Annotated in this window: 14 protein-coding genes and 2 pseudogenes; 7 read left to right on the forward strand and 9 right to left on the reverse strand. The window is 41.0% G+C overall.

Annotation, left to right across the window (positions count from 1 at the left end):
- Nucleotides 1-343 precede the first annotated feature (343 nt).
- Nucleotides 344-469, reverse strand: a complete 126-nt coding sequence (locus ACVA54_RS18675) for a hypothetical protein (protein WP_259343787.1) — start codon at nt 467-469, stop codon at nt 344-346.
- A 1,298-nt stretch (nt 470-1,767) separates the two neighbouring features.
- Between ACVA54_RS18675 and ACVA54_RS18680 the strand changes: the two genes are divergently transcribed.
- The 3 genes from ACVA54_RS18680 (at nt 1,768) to ACVA54_RS18690 (ending at nt 3,221) form a co-directional block, all read left to right on the forward strand.
- Nucleotides 1,768-2,724, forward strand: a complete 957-nt coding sequence (locus ACVA54_RS18680) for an integrase domain-containing protein (RefSeq protein ID WP_446581830.1) — start codon at nt 1,768-1,770, stop codon at nt 2,722-2,724.
- 3 nt (nt 2,725-2,727) lie between these two features.
- Entirely contained in the window at nt 2,728-3,066 is a 339-nt protein-coding gene (locus ACVA54_RS18685; RefSeq protein WP_446644573.1) for a hypothetical protein, read from the forward strand.
- A gap of 89 nt (nt 3,067-3,155) precedes the next feature.
- A complete protein-coding gene (locus ACVA54_RS18690; RefSeq protein ID WP_409120358.1) occupies nt 3,156-3,221 on the forward strand; it encodes a hypothetical protein in 66 nt (21 codons plus the stop codon).
- A 369-nt stretch (nt 3,222-3,590) separates the two neighbouring features.
- Here ACVA54_RS18690 and ACVA54_RS18695 read toward each other — a convergent pair whose 3' ends face one another.
- Both ACVA54_RS18695 and ACVA54_RS18700 read right to left on the reverse strand, forming a co-directional pair.
- Nucleotides 3,591-4,262: a type 1 glutamine amidotransferase domain-containing protein gene (locus tag ACVA54_RS18695; protein WP_099081191.1), complete on the reverse strand. Its 672-nt coding sequence runs from the start codon at nt 4,260-4,262 to the stop codon at nt 3,591-3,593.
- A gap of 571 nt (nt 4,263-4,833) precedes the next feature.
- Nucleotides 4,834-7,602: a M16 family metallopeptidase gene (locus tag ACVA54_RS18700; protein ID WP_446649842.1), complete on the reverse strand. Its 2,769-nt coding sequence runs from the start codon at nt 7,600-7,602 to the stop codon at nt 4,834-4,836.
- A gap of 224 nt (nt 7,603-7,826) precedes the next feature.
- On the opposite strand from ACVA54_RS18700, the pseudogene ACVA54_RS18705 reads away from it, so the two are divergent.
- Nucleotides 7,827-8,143, forward strand: a pseudogene (locus ACVA54_RS18705) (DDE-type integrase/transposase/recombinase); the annotation flags it as partial.
- 195 nt (nt 8,144-8,338) lie between these two features.
- Here the strand turns inward: ACVA54_RS18705 and ACVA54_RS18710 are convergent.
- From ACVA54_RS18710 to ACVA54_RS18730, 5 genes are all read right to left on the reverse strand, one after another.
- Nucleotides 8,339-9,811: an oligosaccharide flippase family protein gene (locus ACVA54_RS18710; protein WP_446649843.1), complete on the reverse strand. Its 1,473-nt coding sequence runs from the start codon at nt 9,809-9,811 to the stop codon at nt 8,339-8,341.
- Between the two features lie 149 nt (nt 9,812-9,960).
- Nucleotides 9,961-10,938, reverse strand: coding sequence for a hypothetical protein (locus ACVA54_RS18715; RefSeq protein WP_446581838.1), 978 nt, complete (start codon nt 10,936-10,938; stop codon nt 9,961-9,963).
- Nucleotides 10,935-12,749 carry an arsenate reductase/protein-tyrosine-phosphatase family protein gene (locus ACVA54_RS18720; RefSeq protein ID WP_446649844.1) on the reverse strand — a complete coding sequence of 605 codons (1,815 nt, stop codon included), beginning with the start codon at nt 12,747-12,749 and terminating at the stop codon, nt 10,935-10,937. The genes ACVA54_RS18715 and ACVA54_RS18720 overlap by 4 nt, the downstream gene beginning before the upstream one ends.
- A 75-nt stretch (nt 12,750-12,824) precedes the next feature.
- Nucleotides 12,825-14,303, reverse strand: coding sequence for an oligosaccharide flippase family protein (locus tag ACVA54_RS18725; RefSeq protein ID WP_099081185.1), 1,479 nt, complete (start codon nt 14,301-14,303; stop codon nt 12,825-12,827).
- A gap of 76 nt (nt 14,304-14,379) precedes the next feature.
- The gene (locus tag ACVA54_RS18730; protein ID WP_446620134.1) at nt 14,380-15,522 is read right to left on the reverse strand and encodes a GNAT family N-acetyltransferase; all 1,143 of its coding nucleotides are present in this window, start codon (nt 15,520-15,522) and stop codon (nt 14,380-14,382) included.
- Between the two features lie 218 nt (nt 15,523-15,740).
- On the opposite strand from ACVA54_RS18730, the gene prsT reads away from it, so the two are divergent.
- The 3 genes from prsT to ACVA54_RS18745 all read left to right on the forward strand — a co-directional run bounded on the left by prsT (nt 15,741) and on the right by ACVA54_RS18745 (nt 20,417).
- Entirely contained in the window at nt 15,741-18,512 is a 2,772-nt protein-coding gene (gene prsT, locus ACVA54_RS18735; RefSeq protein WP_446620133.1) for an XrtA/PEP-CTERM system TPR-repeat protein PrsT, read from the forward strand.
- A gap of 69 nt (nt 18,513-18,581) precedes the next feature.
- Entirely contained in the window at nt 18,582-19,325 is a 744-nt protein-coding gene (locus tag ACVA54_RS18740) for a S1 family peptidase (RefSeq protein ID WP_099081182.1), read from the forward strand.
- A 201-nt stretch (nt 19,326-19,526) separates the two neighbouring features.
- The gene (locus ACVA54_RS18745; RefSeq protein ID WP_099081181.1) at nt 19,527-20,417 is read left to right on the forward strand and encodes a sensor domain-containing diguanylate cyclase; all 891 of its coding nucleotides are present in this window, start codon (nt 19,527-19,529) and stop codon (nt 20,415-20,417) included.
- Nucleotides 20,418-20,487: 70 nt separating this feature from the next.
- Here the strand turns inward: ACVA54_RS18745 and ACVA54_RS18750 are convergent.
- Nucleotides 20,488-20,782 (reverse strand): annotated as a pseudogene (locus ACVA54_RS18750) (Fe/S-dependent 2-methylisocitrate dehydratase AcnD); the annotation flags it as partial.

Below are 20,782 nucleotides of genomic sequence, written 5' to 3' on the forward strand. Positions count from 1 at the left end.
CACTTGAAACGTAACTTTTTCGTCTCGTGTTTTCTTTTCAGTGCTCAATTACTAATTTCTCCGTTAATGCATAACGCTTATTAAACGGCTAAATGCCATTTTTTATTCACCTATAATGCCGCCTTTTCTCTAATGACTCAATTAAATATCAATAAGTTACTCAGAGAAAAGAAAAATTAGATGGCAAGAACGCGCATAATTTGAGAAAGACTTTCTTGTGGCAATCAAACCAGGTGTTCATTATTCCTTTTATGTTAAACGGGCGAGTTTGCTATCAAAAACACCCCTCAGAGCGATTTACAAGGCAAAAAACAGAGCGTTCGTTTGAAACAAAAAACGTCCTCTAAGGGGCACTTTTGTCATCTTTCTTAGCGAGCTGCCTCTCACACCATGCGCTTATCTGAGGCGAGTAAAGAGCAAAAATACTGATCAACAGAGCGACACCAATAATCACAAATAGACCATTCACAAACACCTCCTAACGTCGTTATCCTTTTTCATTTTTACTTTGAAAGGCAAACATAGCGAATACCAGAAGAATAAATGCATATCCACCAATTATACACTTCAACCAAAACTGAGCCTGAGCATTGTCACTAACCGTTACCAACGAAAGACACACGACAAAAATGGCGTTAATAAATTGAATAATATGAAGCATGGCGTTGTTATTCCTTTTTGCTCCACAGTAACACTACTTTCAAACTTCCAAACTCAACACCTTAATCACGTTCTTTAAATCAAGTGTTTTGGAAATTTTTAACTTCGTGATAGCGTGAGTGAAGTATGAAAGTTTTAGCCGATAGTCCCATTTGGATTGTCACTAAACACTCCTACTTGGAGCATCTAAAGTCCTCTTTTAGAGGCTACAACGTGGTTGCCGGAAACGGTAGTATGTCGGACGAGAATCGTCGAGATCGCTTAGGCGGCGAAAGCAGCGACACCGCACCTCTGCTTTTAAGATAAAATTTATCCTCGATGAGGATCATAATGGTCAATATCATTGATATAAGTGCCCATTATGCCATTTCAACTTTTGCTCAAATCAAAGAGCTTAGGACATCATGAACCATGATAGCCTGCGCTTCTTACACCTATTTTTTGTCATTTCAGTTGTCTGAAAACACGTCTTTACTCGACATGTACGTTACATTTTTGTTTACTTCTACTAAGAGAAGCAAACAATGTTCACATCCAACGCTTCGTAGCGAGTTTTAAACCAACTACGATTTCTCATTTAATCATGAGCACAAGTTCATTTTTGAAATCCATTCGAGAACATCGCGCTCGAATACCACGACGACTTTGCTCGTTAATTCCACTGAGATTCATCTAATAGCTTTAGAAAAAAAGCAATTAGACGACAGGCTAACTATCGCCTCTAGATCGAACAAAAATCCTTTTGCCTTCTTACTTCGAGCTTTTTTCGCTCGCGCCTTCAGAAAAGGATCTCTGGTCGTTTTAGGATCGAAAGCCACTCTCACCCACCTCAAAACCACTCCGAAAGGAGCTTAAAAACCAAAAAGTCAGAGCATAGGCGCTAGGGCGAACTCGTTTGAAATAGAGCGTGTTCGATGCAAACCCTAGGCATGTTCACCAAAGACAATATTTCTAAACTCGCCGGTATCAGAGGGATGCAATAAGCCCATTCTTGAAGCACAACAAGCTGATATCCCCGCAATCAAATGTGCGTAATCACTTAACTTAACGTCCTAGACGAGCATGGCGAGACAACAAGCAAACAAGGAAAAGAAACAAGGAACATCGATGAACAGAAATCTTAATGTCCGAAATTTTGGGCTACGTAGCCGTGACGCGACTCGTGCGCTCATGACCGCCTACCAAATGAAAGGTAATGGCTATGCGTCCAATGCAACGGTGCAAAGCGCACTACGTGCCTTTACTCGATTCTTGAAAGAGAACTACCTCATTAAGGATTTACGCAAAGTGGAGCAATGCCATGTAAAAGGGTTTGCGGAGCAGCTTAATGACCGTTACGAGCGTGGTGAAATATCAGCGTCTACCGTTCAAAATTATCTATCTCCAGTGAATGTAGCGATGGAAAACGCCAGATTAGACACCAAATGCCGCGTAGAAGGCGTCAGGGAGGCCGGACTACCAACTAGAACAGGGATAGCCACCCAAGACCAGAGTGCTACTCTAAATGCACACAAAAATGCGTTACAGAGCGTTTCTGAAAGATTGGGGATTCAACTCAACTTACAGAGAGAATTAGGGCTTCGCCTCAAAGAATCTTGTTTGATGGATGCAAAACAAGCTCTAAACCAAGCCTTAACAAAACAGAATGTTCGCATCGAACAGGGAACGAAAGGCGGTCGACCTCGAGATGTTACAATTCATGCCTATTCACAGATTGAAGCGTTACAACGTGCCGTTATGGTTCAAGGAAAAGATTCAAGCCTTATTCCTGAGCATCAAACCTGGGCACAGTATCAATCTCAAGTGTATCGAGAGCTGACATCTCAGTCTTTGCATTGCCATCAAGAACGTCATCACTTTGCTAACGCTATGTACGAACGTCTCATGGGCGTAAAAAGTCCCGTACAAAGCGGCATTTCACATCAATCACATCACGCTTATCTCGCTAGTGTGCTCAGTATTTCAAAGAGTGAAGCTAAAGTTCGAGACGAACAGGTGCGCTTATGTGTGGCAGAAGCCTTGGGACATTCTCGTATTTCCATTACCAACAACTATCTGGGGTAAGTTATGCACCATCAAACTTATGCGTTTATTCATCAATGTATGCTGCCCTATACCAAGAAAGGGAAGAAATCGACGTACAAAAAAAAACAGATGAAACGGCTTATCGCCATCATTAACGATATTTTTCAGCACGAGGGAATAGCGCGACTTGATTCTATTGGGAAACGGCAATTGATTGGGTACTGGAGAAGAACGGAACATGAGCAGTTTGAAACGAGGCGTGCGAAATACACGATCTTGAAAAAATTCTTTGCTCTATATCATCCCCAAGTGACGGTTCCAGAGCCTAAAAAACGTCCTCTAACCCCATCTGGCAGGATTGTTGTCACTGTTAAAATTTAACCAGTTAGGGTGGTAATGAATGAGTTTTGAATCGCATTCCAACAGAAACAAAAGAAGCGATATTGAAGAAGCTACTACCTCCTTATTCAATGTCTGTAAGCCAGGTAGCAAAAGAGGAAGGTATTAGCACTGCAACCTTGTATCATTGGCGGTAGCAACTTAGACGTTCAGGATCCGCTGTGCCAAATAGTAATACTTCATCAGAGCGTTGGTCAGGCAAGATTAGGAATCTGTGAACCCGTTGGTGAGGTTCATCTAAATCCAGAAAAAGAAGCCGCTTAATAACTAAGCGAATGATGACAACAACCTTGAAAAACGCCGGTACACACTACGTGATGGGCGGATTTTCCAAGGTTTTGTGTTGTGCGTATTACAGAAAACTCTTAGACATTTTCGAGTTAGCTCGGTTAGCTAACTCGAATGGCGACATTTCATAGCCAAAAAGTGCCAACTGTGGTGGTGGGAGTGAAATGCTAATCGAACTAGTTTCCGCATCGAGGTGCGGTTTAAGTCCTAATTATCGCTTAGGCCAATAGATCCACGATGGCTTTACCAACGGCATGAGCACTTGTTGGATTCTGGCCTGTGATAACACGACCATCCACAATCACAAGCTCTTGCCAAGGTTGAACTTTAGAATAACGAGCTGCACTACGTGCCAAAAACTCTTCCAATAGGAAAGGGATATCATTGATAGTGCCAAAATCGATCTCTTCTTCACGAGTGAAACCTGTCACTGACTTAGACGCGAGCAACTTGTTGCCATTACTGAGCGTGATAGGTAGAAGAGCACCTGGGCCATGGCACACGGCTGCTAGAATACCGCCATCTTCATAATGTTTTGCCGAGATTTTTGCGAAGTCTTCGTTGCTCGCTAGGTCGGAAAGAAGACCGAAACCACCTGGATAGAAGATTGCGTCATAGCTATCGCCGTTAATCTGTGACACTGGAATCGTGTTGTTGATACGGTTTTGAAAATCATCATCAGCTAAGATTCTCGCATTTACTGCATCACTCTCGATATCAATACCATATAATGGTGCCTGACCACCTTTAATCGAAGCAATGTCGTAATCAAAGCCAGCATCGAGTAGCTCGCTAAGCGCATGCGTTAGCTCTGGTGCGTAAGTTCCGTTTGCTTTGTCAGTTTCACCAAGCTTCGCATGGTTAGTTACAATAATGAGTACTTTCTTCATGATGGTTTCCTTAGTAGCTTATGGGCATTTATTGAACATCTTTATACTAATTAGACGCTTACATATCATTTGGTTTTGTTTAGGTAAATGTGTCGCGAAACAGTCGCTTACGTTACAAATACGTTTTTTGTCTGATCTCCGACCGATTTCAAGTGGTGGGATGAAAAAAATATCCTTAACATAAAGTTAGATAAAAAAGTTAGGAATCCTTTTACGCACAAGGGTTACACAAAAAATATCTAACTTTTCACTCTAAAATCTATCTTTTTGCATTTATCTTACTCATAAACAGAAAAAATTAGATCGGTTTCTTTTGTAACTCTGTTTAACAGTTTAACTAATTTTTTGCCATTGGTAAGTCATTCTGAGGATATCAGGTTCTGTTCCAAGGTGGCCTGTAAGTACATGCTTGCCGACAATAGGCTGACTCGAAGGTGGACACTTATTTGTCACTGCCTTTGTTAAATTAGCTTTTGATGAATTATTAAGAGTATGTCAAACCTCTGTTCGAGTGATCAGTTTTCTCATCCATTCCAACATTAGAAAGCCGGGGCAATGCCCGGCATAATCATTAGTTTCCTGATGGCAAGTTAGTTACATCTATCCGAGTAGCTGTTTTTGACGTAAACGCCTTCAGATACTGGTTGATGTCTTCTTGACTCAATGAATCAATCACACTATCAGGATTAACTACAGCCAAAGGATCGGCATCGGTAAGTACATAGTTGAACATCATTCTTGCCTGCTCTTTTGGTTGAGATAAACCATCTTGTAGGGCATGAGATAACTGCTTTGTTGTACTGTTGAACTCTTCTATGGTGGCTCCATTACCAATAGAGTTAACAATCTGGTTCAGGGCTGTTCGTGCCTCTTTTCGTTTGATGAGAGAAGAGTTGATCACAATAAACAGTTGCTGGGTGTCTGCACCTTCAGGCCAAATTACAAAAGAGTGAGGTGAGTAATCCAGACTCCCGAATTCCCTGACTTGTTCCGTCAAACGGGAAGTTACAATACGCCCTGCTATGTCAGCCAAGAAATAATCCTTAGTGGTTTTCTCCTTCGCATTACGCGCGAACATGGAAAATAACTCCACATTATTACCTGCCGGTCCAAACGCGATTGTGAGTTCCTCATCATTAGGATCTAACTTCACTTGATAGAGCTCATTAGCGGATAACTCATTGAACGTCATAGCCGCCAGATACTTTCTTGCCAGTGGTTTTAATTCGTCTACTGCGATATCTCCCGCGATGACGTATACCATTCCACGATTGGTTTTCATGAGGTGCTCATAGGCAAGTTTCACGTCACTAGACGTCACTTTTTCATAATCATCTAACGCTCTCGTATGGCGAACGGAGTCAGAATCATAAATTGCATTTGAGACTGCCTTAAACGCCTTTCCATCCGCCGATTCGAGATATTGCCGACTGCCTGTTATAAATTGCGTTTTGTAACGGGCAAACATCTCTTCATCAAGTGTTGCGTGCTGAAAGCCTTGATAAATGGAGGCAAGGACCAAAGGCAACGAGGCTTTGGTTGATGCTCCATAGAAACCGTGCAAATGTTCCCAAATGATTGGTTCAAGATAAGCATTTTCTTTGAGCATCAAACGATTGTAATCATTGGAGGAAAAACCTCCAAGACCACTCTCAGCATAAGCTCCTACAATCAAATCGCCAGCGGGACGAAGTGAAGGCGAAAGGGCTGCCAGTCCACCTTTTGAGCCTGCATAAACGTGAACTTCATCGCCAGCATTCGGCATATGCCTTAGGTAAACCGTTACCTCATTGCTAAGTTGCCACTTGGTCGTGCTGGGGTCGAGCTTCTCAATTAACACGATTTCACCGCTATTACTTGGCTGGGGAAAGTCTGATAGTACTTCCGGTAATATTAGCGCTTTGCCGCTCTGCTTGAACGTTTTCTCCATATCAGAAACGAAAGCCAATTGTTCTTGTCGTGCTTCAGTGAAAAAGTTATGACGATCGATGGTAACGAGAGTTTGGATATCATCACTTTCAAGCAAACTTGTTAGCCTCTTGTTAAACCACGCTTTGTCAGCACGATTGACCAAGTCTTCAGATAACGACTTGTAAGTCTCTGGAGATAATGTTTGTCTGCCTATCATACGAAAGAAGACATGATCCTCGGCAAAGTTACGTGCCGTGTAGTTGTCCGCAAAGGTTGATTCGAGTTTTAGGAAAGCACTAGCTTGTGCATCCAGCTCCAAAGTGCTTAAACCATGGTCTCTCAACGTTGCCAGCTCTTTACCCAAAAACTGCATTGCTTTTTGTTGGTCCTGCGCTTCATAGGAGATATGGATTTTCATCACCATATGCTCAAACCATTGAATCAGAACTGCATGAGTATTTTGAATGGGTACGTTCAAATCACGCGCCCGATCGTTCAAGCGCGTGCTGATGGCATTAGACAAGATGCTCGCCGCTGCAAAGTCTTCAAAATCAGCTGCCGACACCATTGGGTTTGCACCTAGATCCAACAGTAAGGTCGTTGATGGGAATGAACCGTCATTGCCGCCGAGAACGGTACTATTTGAGCGTTTAAGTGGTGAGATATTCTTGGTAGGAGCCCCTTTTTCTGGTGCAGACCACTGGCCAAAAATGGCATCCACCTCGGTAATCACCGAAGTAGAGTCAACATCACCAGCAATAAAGATTTCACTGCGATTTGGTGTGTAGTGAGTTTGGTAGAAATCTCTCAATCGGCGCTCTGAGATATTTTGAATACTGTCTTCGTTGCCAATAACATACCCTTTGGCATCGTATAACTGTTCTGCAATTAATTGGTAAATTTCAAAATCTGGATTTCCATGTGCTTGAAATCGAGAACGCATTTCTCCCAGAACAACGCCCCGCTCTTTAGACACTTCCTCAGGATCTAGAGACAGTGAAGTCGCAATTTCTCTGAACCAGGTTAAGGCGTTGGTAAGTTTGTCATCAGAAGGAAGATCCACCTGATAGACGGTATTCGCATGTGTAGTGAAAGCATTGAGGTGCTGGCCGAACGCGACACCGTCTTCACCGAATAGAACGACTATCTCATTTTTAGGAAAGGACTCACTGCCGTTAAACGCCATATGTTCAAGAAAGTGCGCATAACCTTTTTGGTCATCCGCTTCATCTCTAGAACCAGTGCGAACCAACAAGCGCGTCGATACCGCTTCCCCCGGTACTTCTTTTATATGAAGAATGAGTCCATTGTCTAATGTTATCGTTTGCCAACTCGTATCAGCCGTAAAAGACTGATCGATAAGGGTAGTTTTGCACCCCAATAACATAGCGCCCAATAAAAAACAGGCGAATAATTTTTTTGTTGCCATAATTGTTCCTCCCAAGCCAAACTGAACAAGAAACATACTACAGTGGGCCTAAATAGCTTTAATCGTATAGAGGGTATGCGATCACTTTCAAGCATTTGAACAGTACTCATGCAACACGTTCTAAGAGATGAAACATTGATGAGTTCTTATTAGAGCCAATGATTGGACTGCCACCGATCTCCTAGACAAATTTCGCCTATTCTTGGACTGATGAAGCAATTTGACTAGAGTCAGGCTGTGTGTATGGTTATCGAAAAATTTACAGTGACCTGCGAGATGAAGGGGAAATTAGTGGAATTAACCAAGTTCATCGTCTAATGAAGCGAGAAGGTATTTAGTCGCAAAGAGTCTATCGAAAGCCACGCGCCAAAGGTGGTATCGAAAACATCATTGTTTCTAACAAGCTCGCCCAAGAGCTCACCCGCACGCGCCCAATCAATCATGGGTAACTGATATTACAGATATCAAAACGCACGGAGGCTGGCTGTATCTGGCGGTAGTTGTAGACCTGTTCTCTCGGCGGGTAATTGGTTGGTCAATGAAAAATATCCAAAGAGCTTGTCCTTGATGCCTTGCTTACGGCAATTTGGCATCGTTCACCAATAGAAAAAGTTAATCAAATAAAAACATAGGTACTGTTATCTATATCAAACAACTATTTATACATGTTGACTGTAAAAAAGACCTGCAGGTAAAAAACTAGTCACGGTTTAGTGACAGACTTACCTTATGGCTTTCAAGATGGTTTTCTAAAATTTCTTAAACCATTCGATGCGTCTATTATTTTCGCATACCAAAAACACCAAACATCCGAGTAACTTTTAAATATCGCAATTAAAAACAATAAACAACATGTATAAACCATTGCACCAAACAAAACATTAGAAAGCATGCCAAGCAATGTCATACTGTCATCAAAGTATACACTAGATAAAGCAATATACATAAAAAAGGATGCTGCTACGGGGACAATTATAATCTCTAACATTTTCTTTATCGAAAAGCTTATCGTAATCCTTGCAAATATAATAGCAAACAAGAAAGTTGCCAAACCAATATAACCTCTAAATTGTGAGAATTGGTCAACACCATCATATGTAAATGATATTGCAATGAATAATAAGGACATCAATCCAAAAAGATCATTGAACACACCAAATTTTGGCATTCCTAAATAATCAAACAGATTATTTGTCATTGCGCTAATAGGGTAAGCGATCATCAATATAGCGAGCGATGACATAATAGGTGCGGTATCACTCCATTTCTCGCCAAGTATAACAGTACAAAATTGCGGCGCAATAAACCAAATACCCACGACACTTGGAATGAGGAATAAATATACAAGTGCTAAGTACTTATAAGATTTATCCAACAACTCATTTTTATTATTTTTATAATTAGCCATACCTGGAAACATTGCCTGACCAGCAGGCATAATAATTTCAGAGAACGGCATAATGGCAAAATCCAACCCTACCTTATATTTACCAATAGATGACACATCAAATAACTTGCTGACAACAAAAGTATCCCCTCTGTTTCTACAATAGCTTAGAACATTCCTAAATACGATAAATATAGAAAATGAAAACATCGAACGTTCAAACTTAAATCTAAACTTAGGCCGATAATCACATATAATATAGCTACCAAAAAGATATATCCAGACAGAAGCGCCACTACCAACAATCAATGCCCAATAGTTTGGTGAGAAATAAGCAAAAATTACAGTTACCACTGTCGATATAACTTTAACAACCAACTCAAGATAAGAGATCATTTTAAATTCTAGGTTTTTTTTAAGTTTAATCAACCCAATATTATTGAACGAAGAAAAAAAACCATTAACCGCTACCACTGTGATAACCAAATCCAACCTTGGCTCATCAAAGTAATAAGACATATAAGGTGAAGCTATAACCAAAGCCAAGCTAATCGTTAACTTTAATATTATATTAAGCGTCCATCCAGAGTTCATATCCTCGGGACTAAGACTAGTTTTAGTTATTAAATAACGGTCGATACCAATTGCCTGAAGCGTTTCAAAGAAACCAATACAAATTCCAGCCAATGCAATAATACCGAACGATTCAGGAGCTATCAGACGTACAAGGATTAAAGTACTACCAATGCCAATAGTACGAACACCCCACTTTCCAAACACATTCCAAAAATATGCATTTATCAATTTTTTTTGAACATTCAACTTTACACCTAACTTAATTTATTAATACCGTTATCTATTCGATCATTCAATATTGACTACTACGGTGCTCTGCCGATCAATTAATTATCTAAGATTTTTATATTTCCATAATAGATTTATAATAATATCTCTTCACATGCATTGTTTTGTTAAAAAAATTTTTTAATTTTATCATTGTCACACACCCTACTAGGCAAAAAAACGGAACTACCTGAAATGGAATTGAACCAGTCAACATATTGAAATAGTGCTTGTTTAAAATTATCTAAATCTTTTTCTGTTCTCACATACGGAGTCCCGCCGACTTTTACACTAGGCGAGTGAAAGGAAACCACAAACTCGTTCTGACCAATACTCATTTGGCTCTCAGTCATCGCTTTCATAAGTGGGTAAGAAAAACCTTCCGGCGACAAACGGTATTTTCTGATTCGTAACATCCGTGCAATCAAAGGATACGTCTTGTTTCGCTGTATAAAGCCAATGGTCGAAGGCGTAAGGTTTAAGTGTTTTTCAAGCCGTTTGCTTATCGCGCCCATTGAACAAGTATGGGGGATATACGTCAGACCGTCTTTGGTATGTATTTGATTGGTATAGTCGACAAAGTTCGGACCTTGAACATGAGAAAAGTTGGAGTAAGCGGAGATGCTTAAGTCTACTTTATAACCTAACTCTTTGAGTATCTCCGCACTGTTTGTGCCAATACCATATCTTCCCGCAAGGTATGTGACAGGTCGAGTTCCGGTTTCTTCTTCTATCTTTTCTGTGAGCACTCTGATTTTATTAAATTCCATATCCCGAGCCAGATTCCCGGGGAAAGAATATCGATTCGTTACTTCATTTTGGTCATGTTCAAAGGGAGGGTTCACCCAGGGGTGCAAGTGCGTCGCAAATTCTATCTTGTTTCCTTGTAACGGCTTAAAATGTTGGATGACCTTTTTCCCATCATCGCTTGTAACGAAAGGGTAATCCATGGCTAAGGTTACTTTGCCACCCACCTTTATTATTTCATCGACCAACTCAATCAACTCACTACCATGATTTACTCTCGTATTTGACCGGAAGAAGCCCCCATCCCAATCAAATTCTTCCTCAGCATGTATAACGACACTCAGTTTTAGTTTTCTCATCGCTTCGCCTCTCTATAAATTTCAATAAAGTTATTCAATGCGTTTGTTATTTTTTTGTAGCACTCAGCAATGGTCTCTACATCACTCTCATACGGATCTTCAATTTCACTAAGGTCGGGATAACGGCTGTCTAGAAAATCTGCAGCGCAGTATGCATGGTGGATTCGGTAACTTGTGTTAATGGCATGTCGGTTCTTTTCGTCAAAGTAAATCACGATGTCCGTTTCATTAAGATCCAGCTGGCTCAAACATTTAGAAGTATGATGATTTAAATCACACTGCATCTGTTGTGCCGCTATTTTTGCGATATTTGGACTCGTTCTTCGTTCTTTTTGATGAAAACCAAAGGAGTCAATCGGCAAAGTTAGTTCATCTGAGATTAATAGATTGGAAAAATATCTTTCTGCAAACGGGCTTCGAATAATATTGCCGTAACATATAAAAACGACTCTTCTTCTCGGGTTACTTAACAGTAACATTCGTAGTTGACCTTTGACCTTCCATCTACGATAAAGCGTGAGATAACGATTTTTTTTGAGGATAGGATTGGTAATGTTTGTTCTAATACTTCTTACTTCTGCAATAAATGGCTTGGGATCATCAATGCGTAAACTATCAATGCTTTCTTTAGGTGCAATACATCGCATTATTTTAGCGAGACGTGACCCCATATGTGTTAATGCTTTTAAACGCCCTCCTTCTCTTGAGAACTTTTCGCTTTCACGTTTAATTTCATACAGATCAGAAGTCAATGATCGGGCGGTGATACCAGCAGAATATTTGCCTGTAATTGAGGGTTCAACATTATGGTAGAGGTAATCAACATACATCCTCGGAAAGTCGACGCCGGCATATTCCGCTAAAGGAAGTCCGCCCCACACTCTTGCGTTGACCTCGACTAAAATCCACTGATTGGTTTGTAGGTTTCTTCGAAACTCAAACATTGCTAAACCGGTTAGCTTTGTTTCACGGCAAATCGCCTCTACTGCAGTTAGTTGTTCTAGCTCAATTTCCGTGCTAACTCGATAGGAACTTCCTCCCCCAGAGTACGGCTCTGCCAATCTTCTATAAGAAAATGCAGAGTGAACTTTTCCTTCCAATGAAAGAACAGATAACCCTTCTCCATTCCCTTTAAAGTAGCTCTCAACTAAGCAATATTTACTGTCCGAATTGGAATGTATGAAATCTGTAAAGTCTCGTTCTGCATTAACAATGACAACTTTATTTCTTTTCTCTAAAGACGTCATTTCAAAAGATTGCAGCGGCTTAAGTACAAACTTCTCTCCAAATTCATTTTTCAACTGCTGGTAGTCATATTGAGAATGTTTGATTAAGTTTCCATTTGCTACAGGGACTTGACACCGTCGCGCGACTTTTTTCGTTTTCCACTTATCAAAAAGAACATCAAGAGATTCTTGGTTGGCGATGGCGAGCTTAGTGGTTACAGGTAAGCTACCCCTTATCTTCCAAAGTGGGTAGATTGCTCTTTCATCACAAGGAAAAATCACGTCGTAATGATACCTTTCAACCAAGCACAACACATTGGCTAGCCACTGTTCATGCGTATAGGCTTGATAATCATAAAAGAATGATTGCGATATGTATTTGCTTTGTAATGAGGCACTTTTTCGATCATAGCACACTACGTGCACCGTATAGCCGGCCCTACCAAGGGAGCGTATCACCGAAAGAAAGCTACGCGTGTCTTCGCCTAAAACGAGAACCGTCGGCGATTCCTTTTTAATTTTTGTTGTTTGTGCTTCAAAATCGTCCGTTATCTGAAGCGCCTTTTCCGCTTTCCGTGCTCTCACTACCCTTACCTTCTATAATTCCTGTGGCAACTAAGGCTATCAACCATCCCTGTTTTACTTTTCCAGTAAGTATAGTCATCCATTCTGTACTGAAGGTCTAATTTTCTTTAATACATTCAATATAAAAGCATATTCGTCGAGCCATTGTTTTGAGGAGAAAATTACCACTAACATAAGTGGGGCATAAACTAAGATGCCAACCAAAATCAAAATCATTAGATTTATCACATCTGGATAATCAAGCAGCCCTTCAATAATGGTCACAACGTGCACCATCACCATGGCAGGAAGCATGGGAGCAAGAACAACTAGCATTAACCGAAGAACGGACATACCAACAAGAGCCTTATAGGACAGACATAGCAAAAATATAAACAAACCCACCAGTAGAACTCGATACTCGGTATAGACCAATAGTTCAAAACTGCCGCTTCTAGATAGCCAGATGATTATGCTCACAACCGCAGCTATCATTATTATATCGAGCAGAATCAGATACTTTATTTTCGATAAACTCGTTAAAACCGCCTGTAAAGATATGTTTAATGGCATTGACAGCATAAGTATGGCTAACATGCCTATTATCGGCGATGCTTCAGCCCATTTGTGGCCTAAGACAACATTTGTAAAAAGATCACTCAATGCAAAGATGCCGAGCACAGAAGGAACAACCAAAAGATAGGAAATAGCTAAATATCTCAAGATACTATTACTCAATTGTTCCCTATCTTCTCGTACTTGCGTTAGCCCCGAATACATCGAGCTTGTTGCAGGTGCAATCAGCTCAGTAAAAGGAAGCCAGGCAAACTCTTGACTAACACGATAGATCCCCACGTCACTACTGGTTAAATAACGCCCGAGCAAGATGGCATCGATACGCGAACGCAAGTAACCGCTCGTCATGGACAGCAAGTGCCACTTAGAGAAAGACCATTGTTGATGCCATAACTTAATTGACCATTTGGGACGATACGGATGAATCATATACGACCCTATCACCGTCATAACTTCACTGGCGATCAGACCAATCACCAAAGCCCAGTAGTTTTTAAGATACAGCGCCAACGCTAACGTCACTGGAACAACCGCTATCTTAACGGTAACGGAAAGTTGAGTGAGTGGTTTGTAATTGAGTTCTCTTTCAAATCTAACCAAACCCACGTTTTTGAATGCGCTTAACACCGGAATTAAACAAGATACTAGTAACACGTCTACTAATGCGGGCTCATTCATATAGACTGCCAATTGTTTTGCCAACATGGCTAACGTCATACTGCAAACGAGCTTCAATGTGATATTCAGTGACCAGGCGCTATCTAGCATTTCATCCGAGCATAGTTTTGCTTTTATCAAGTATTTGTCAGTACCAGCGTTGGAAAGCATGACAAAAAAGGCCATAACGATACTGGCTAACGCGACAATACCAAAATCTGCTGGTTCTAAGATCCTGACTAGCAATAGCGTGCATATCAAGCCTACGCTTCTGTTCAACCATTTTGCTAAGAGGTTCCAAAGGTAGCCAATCGCAATCTTTTTATTCAAATCGGCGAGCATTCCACAATACTCCTAGTGCAATTCACTCATTTCGGTCCACCAATTAATAGTTTACAACTCATGGCGATGCCCTCCTTTAGTTGGGCCCTTTAGTTGGGCCCATGATTCGGCTCTTAATCCAAAGTTTTGTATTACGAAAAGCGTGCTCCAACATGAGCAATGAGCTTGGATGTTCGAACTGATTAACCGACAACTCTCCCTTGGTATTAGAAAATGTCTCTTTGTATCTCGCCGTTCCACCCATGAAGTCGTAAGAGGAGATACCTTCTTCTAATGCCTTATTAATCAGTAAATAGTGCGAAACGAGACCAGGCTTATACTGCTTACTGCTGCGACAATAATTGATCGCACATAGGTAGAAATAAATATGGTTGTCGTGCCTAAAGTTGTACATGACCGACAAGGTCTCGTTACCTGCTTTAATGTGATAGAGCTCGACTGCGCCAGTATGGATACCTTGTTCAATCAAACGCTCGTGGAAAGCAATGAAATCATCGTTAGAGAATCCACTTCGAGAATGCTCACCATTCCATCGAGCCAAATGAAGCGGTTTCGCAATTTGTAACATCTCCTTGGCTTGTTCGAAGGTTCTCGCCTTTTCCAAAGTAATATCACCAATCTCGTTATACTTCTTGATACTTCTTACAATCTGATACCGAGAGTTACGTGATAAAAATTGAAGTACTGACTGATCGTTTTCCCTTAGCTGTTCTAAGTTGAGGGCGTAATTATTGGTTTCCCACACGGTTCTTTTCTTTAACCCTAAGCGGCTAATATAATCAAACTTGGTATTGTCACTGGCTCCGATGACAATCGCATCAGACTTATCTACTTCGTAGGTAAGGCGTTCAATCATAGCAGCGCGAATTGCCTCTTCATCCTCTGCATCCATGAGAAAATCGTTGTACTCAATCCAAATCTGATCATGTGCAGGGATGCCTGTTCGGTGAAGAAAGTGTTTGCTTTTAAAGGAAATAAAAAGAAAGTGCTCGGATTGAGTCACAATTATCCCCAATCCAACTGTTCTATTATTTTTCCGTGCTTCTATCACCGCAAAATCTTTAACAAAACAATCTAACCAAGAACCAATCCATAACCACGTAAGGAAAAAATTGGGTTTAGCGTGCAACTCTAAATCACACCACGCCTCACTCAGCCATTCCTTACTTGGTTTTTTGTATATCTCACACTGAATATTATTCCGCTGCCAACTATTCAAAATTCGTCCTTAAATATTACGTGGCCCATCCATTTGGGTCTCGTCTTCCTGGCGACATCTCCTCGAATTTGCATGAAACTGCCATTGCACGATTCAGTCACACCATCCAATTATGGGTTGAACATCATCCCTTTGCTTAAAAATAAATGAAAATTTATACATTTAACTAATAGCGTCTATTCTAAAAATGTTTAAACTTTTTAATGCCGAGATATATCATGTCATATGAAATGGATTTTGTACCTAACCGACTTGCTCTAGTTGGACTGACAATTGCGACTCTACTTTTCTCGAAAGAAGGCTTTGCAAACAAATACATTGATAGTGCTAAAGTGTACCTCAGTAAAAACGAGACTAACGCTGCCATGATTGAGCTGAAAAATGCTATCCAGAAATCCCCTGAAGATGGCTTAGCTCGCTTTATGATAGGGAAGATCTATCTCGAACAGGGTTACTATGCGAATGCTGAAAAAGAACTATCTAGGGCGATAAAATATGGTCATAACATCGATGAAAGTTTGCCACTCCTGGCTCGTTCATTGCTAAACCAAAACAAATCCGACGAAGTAGTGTTACTTCTCGAAGAATTTGAGCTCAGTGATTCCCCTTCCTCTTCCGATATACTCGCTATCGCCGCAATGGCCGAAATCAGATTAAGCAATCTTGATAGCGCAAAAATGTTAATAGACCAGGCTGGTCAAGAAACCGTTTATGCCAAACTCGCCCACGCAACATATCTAACGGCGAGCAATGAAAAGGATCTGGCTTATCAAGAAGTCAAACAACTTTTAGCATCTGAGAATTCGAATAGCGATATTTGGAAACTAAAAGGCCATATAGAACTAGCAAAGAAAGAATTTGATAAAGCGTATGACAGCTACACTCATTGGTACAAAATTTCACCAGGTGCAAAGCAGTATGCATTATTTTTCATGGCGAATGCGTTGGTTCATGCCGATCGGTTTACCGAAGCAAAACCCATGGTAAAACAGTTGCTAAAAATAAATAATCAAGTTCCTCAAGTTAACGAACTTGAAGCCATGATTCTATATTCGGAAAAAGATTATGCGACGGCAAAAGTTCATGCCGATCGTGCATTAAATAATGGATCGAGTAGTCTTGGTGCGTCAACGATCTCCGGGGTGTCCGCATATCAACTTGGCCAATACGAACAAGCGCACAGAATATTTACTAAAATTGCCCCACAATTACCAGCCAATCACCTCGTCCATCGCCTCTACAGCACCACTCAGCTCAAGTTGGGTTATTTTGATGAAGCAATTGAATCACTTAATAACTATGAGATCAAATCGCCAGAAGACAGCCGGTTTGTATCTCAAGCCAGTTTAGAGCTGGCTAAAGTAGGAAAACATCAATCCGCTTTGAAATTGGCCCAAAAAGCTTCTGTCAACAATAACAGTCAGGCTGAAGCTACGGTTGGCTTGATCAAGCTTTCCAACAATGATGCTTCCGGTGTAGAAAATCTGCAATCCGCTTTACATAGTGACCCTTCACTCGAAGATGCGAAGCAAGGGCTAATTAACTACTATTTAGCTCGTGCTCAGTGGGATGAGGCTGATGCGATCGCCGATAACTGGCTCGCCAACCAATCAGATGATATTAGCGCATTAATGGTTAAAGGTCTCGTATCCAAAGAGAAAGGGCAACTTGACGCCGCTAAATCTTATTTTAACCAAGTTAGAAAAATTAACCCGAATAATGTCCAGTCTATCGTTGAGATCGCAGCCATTGAGTTCGATACTGGCAACACTGAGAACGCATTAGCTTTACTCATCGAAGCCAAAAAACAGATGCCAAGCAACCATAAAGTAAATGGACGATTCATTGATTACAGTCATCAAATGAAGCGACTACCAGACGCACTTGTGCTGCTCGACGAGCAAATTGAAGCAGATCCATTTAATCGCCATTTAAAAATTCAAAAAGCCAATGCATTGTCATTATCCGGCAACAAACAAGCGGCGATTCATTTGCTTGAAGCGCTACCTAGCGTTGACAAAGATGCAACAGTTTGGAAGCTGCTTGGCGGACTCTACCTTTCATTGGGGGAGCGTTCCGAAGCGAAGAAGAGCTATCTAAACTGGATCTCTGCAGAACCTTATAATCCAAGCCCTTACATACAAAGTATTCATTTAGCCAGCAACGATAATGATATCAAAGAAAGTTTAAAACTCACCAAGAAGGCTCAAAAGATTTTCCCTAACAACATCCTATTTCCTTTAATAGAAGTAGAGCTACTGATTAAAAAGGGCGATCTTAAATCAGCAACACGCAAGATAAATACCCTGCCTGATGAAGTGCAGAAAACCCCTCATGTACTGCGTCTTCAGGGACTGATTTACATCGCAAAAGAAGACTATAACGCCGCAGTCGAAGTACAAAAGAAACGCTATGAACTCCTACCAAACCTACAGACAGCCAAAGAGCTCACCGCTATTTATCAATTAAGCGGGCAAACGCAGCGAGCCATCGATTTCTTAAACAGCGTCATTGACGAACATGGTGAGTCTGCTGCGCCTTTAAAGCTCAAGCTGGCTGAATTGCATATCGAGTCGACGCCCAACAAAGCAATTGAGCAATATGAAGATATTATTACTAAGTACCCCACAAACGCGATTGCGCTCAACAACCTTGCTTGGCTTTATTTAGACAAAAACCAAACTGATACCGCTTGTAAATACGCACAAAAAGCACATGAAGTGGCTAGTCAGAGCTATCAAATCGCCGATACCTACGGTTATTGCTTACTTAAGTCAGGTAACATCAGTAAAGCATTAGAACTTCTTGAATTAGCCTATAATCGTAACCAACAAAGTGCCGAAGTTGCACTGCATTTTGCTGAAGCGCTGCTTTCAGATCAACAATTAGAACAAGCTGGTGACGTGTTGTCGAAGATCGTCACTAAAGACCCTCAATTGGTTGCAGCTAAGAGCGAACTTGAAAGTCAGGTAAGCCGTTCAGGTCAATAAACATTCAAACCGAAACCATCGTCCGATTTAGTACCTTTCTAAATCGGACACAACTGGGAATGAATACTTATGACAAAAGGATTACTCTACATCTGTTACCTTTTCGTGTTATCACTAGTCTCTTCAACTCATGCAGCAGGCTTACCTAATACCATCGAAAAAATAAAGCCTTCGATTGTTGCGATAGGGACATACAACCGCCTTTCATCACCAACATCGAACATACTTGGGACAGGATTTGTCGTTGGAGATGGGCATCAAGTCGCAACCAATGCCCATGTCATCCCATCCAACCTCAATGCAAAAAAAGAAAAACTGGTGATATATATTGGACAAGGGGCAAACATAGAAATGCGCTATGCAAACGTCGAGCAACTTGATACCCAGCATGATTTGGCTGTGATTAAAATATCAGGCAAGCCACTCAAACCGTTATCTTTATCATCAAAACATGTAAAAGAAGGCGAACTTTTTGCTTTTACCGGCTTCCCTATCGGCGCAATACTAGGTCTTAATCCTGTCACACACAGAGGGATTATATCTAGCATTACTCCTGTTGCTACGCCCGCAAAAAACACAAAATCGCTTACAATAAAGCAATTGAAAGCGCTTAAAAACCCTTACAATGTTTATCAACTTGACGCCACTGCCTATCCTGGCAATAGTGGTAGCCCCGTTTTCGACCCACAAACGGGTGAGGTCGTGGCGGTCATCAATAAAGTGTTAGTCAAATCTACCAAAGAATCCTTGTTATCTGACCCAAGTGCGATTACCTATGCAATCCCCATCAAACACTTAAAAAAGCTGTTATAGACCATTATTCATTGATAGGTATCGTCACATTTTTTTGCGTGCATATCTGCCAATTGATTTAGTTGTTTGTACAGATCAAAACACTAATTCGCCCCTCCAAACTCATTGGGAGAACAGTAGCGTATTGATTTGAAAAATATTAGAAGAGTTACTATGCTTAGATTCACATAAGAAAACATCTATCAACAAGGAAGTTAAACGATGTCGCTATTCGAAGAAGCAAAGCAGATTGATAGCACAATGTTTAAAATATTTTTTGATCGTAGCCCTTGCGCACTCATTGTGACAGACAGAGACCTCCTAACTATCTGCGCAAACCCAAAAGCAAGCAAACTGCTTAATCAATCAATGCTCTCTGACCAACCTTTTCTTTCTTTTTTTGATGATACATCTAAAGAGAAGATTAAACATTACCTCAGTACTTCTCAGTTTGTTGAGTCTTTGTCGCTCGACGTTGCACTCATAAACGCCGATGCTGAGTGTTGTTGGCTTGAACTTGCAGCAAACAAGCATCGTAGTGATAGTGAAGTTATTATTTGGAGCCTCAGTGACATTACCCAACGCAAGGCGCGCGAGAAGGAGCTTGAGGATTTAGCGTATTACGATGGGCTGACTGGCATATACACTAGACGCTATTTCTTTCAACTTGCCGAAACGCAGATGGCGCAGTCAAATATTAATGGTCAATCACTCAGTATGCTTATTTTAGACTTAGATAATTTTAAACATATTAATGATACTTATGGTCATTGTACTGGCGATAATGTGCTGCAGGCCTTTTGTACTTTAATCTCGAGTAAATTACGTAAAAGCGATATATTTGGACGAATAGGTGGCGAAGAGTTTTCGATTGTATTGCCGAACACAACGCAACATGAAGCCGTACTGACAGCAACAAGGATATGTAACTCTGTCGAGGAGTATTTTACCGAACATCGGGTAACGGTAAGTATTGGTTTAGTGACATTAAGTAATCCGAACTGTACTTTTAAACAAGGGCTAAAATACGCCGATGATGCATTATATCAAGTTAAGCAGAATGGGAAAAATGGGGTGAGTTATGCAGCGATTGGCTACCTCAACATAAAGTAGTTTAACCTGAGTTTGGGGTAATTTAGATAAAGTGAGTGAAGGCATTCAAAGCCTTCACTCACTTTATGCTTTATTGCGCCAAAAAGTCTTGTGCAAAGCGCTGTAGTACCCCGCCCGCTTGGTAGACATGCACTTCATCGGCCGTGTCTAAGCGGCAGGTGACCGGCACATCGAGTTTTTCACCATTGGTGCGAGTAATAACTAACGCCAGCTCAGCCCCCGGAGTGATATCACCGACCACGTCATACAACTCACTGCCATCAAGCTCGAGCGTCTGACGGGTGGTGCCCGGTTTAAATTGCAACGGCAGGACGCCCATGCCAACTAAGTTGGTGCGGTGAATGCGCTCAAAGCCTTCTGCCACA

The organism is Vibrio sp. PNB23_22_6 (assembly GCF_052877535.1).

Coding starts and splice junctions, on each gene's coding strand:
- ACVA54_RS18715 (WP_446581838.1), bottom strand. CDS start 10,938: ATGAGAAAACTAAAACTGAGTGTCGTTATACATGCTGAGGAAGAATTT.
- ACVA54_RS18680 (WP_446581830.1), top strand. CDS start 1,768: ATGAACAGAAATCTTAATGTCCGAAATTTTGGGCTACGTAGCCGTGAC.
- ACVA54_RS18685 (WP_446644573.1), top strand. CDS start 2,728: ATGCACCATCAAACTTATGCGTTTATTCATCAATGTATGCTGCCCTAT.
- ACVA54_RS18695 (WP_099081191.1), bottom strand. CDS start 4,262: ATGAAGAAAGTACTCATTATTGTAACTAACCATGCGAAGCTTGGTGAA.
- ACVA54_RS18700 (WP_446649842.1), bottom strand. CDS start 7,602: ATGGCAACAAAAAAATTATTCGCCTGTTTTTTATTGGGCGCTATGTTA.
- ACVA54_RS18745 (WP_099081181.1), top strand. CDS start 19,527: ATGTCGCTATTCGAAGAAGCAAAGCAGATTGATAGCACAATGTTTAAA.
- ACVA54_RS18740 (WP_099081182.1), top strand. CDS start 18,582: ATGACAAAAGGATTACTCTACATCTGTTACCTTTTCGTGTTATCACTA.
- ACVA54_RS18725 (WP_099081185.1), bottom strand. CDS start 14,303: ATGCTCGCCGATTTGAATAAAAAGATTGCGATTGGCTACCTTTGGAAC.
- prsT (WP_446620133.1), top strand. CDS start 15,741: ATGTCATATGAAATGGATTTTGTACCTAACCGACTTGCTCTAGTTGGA.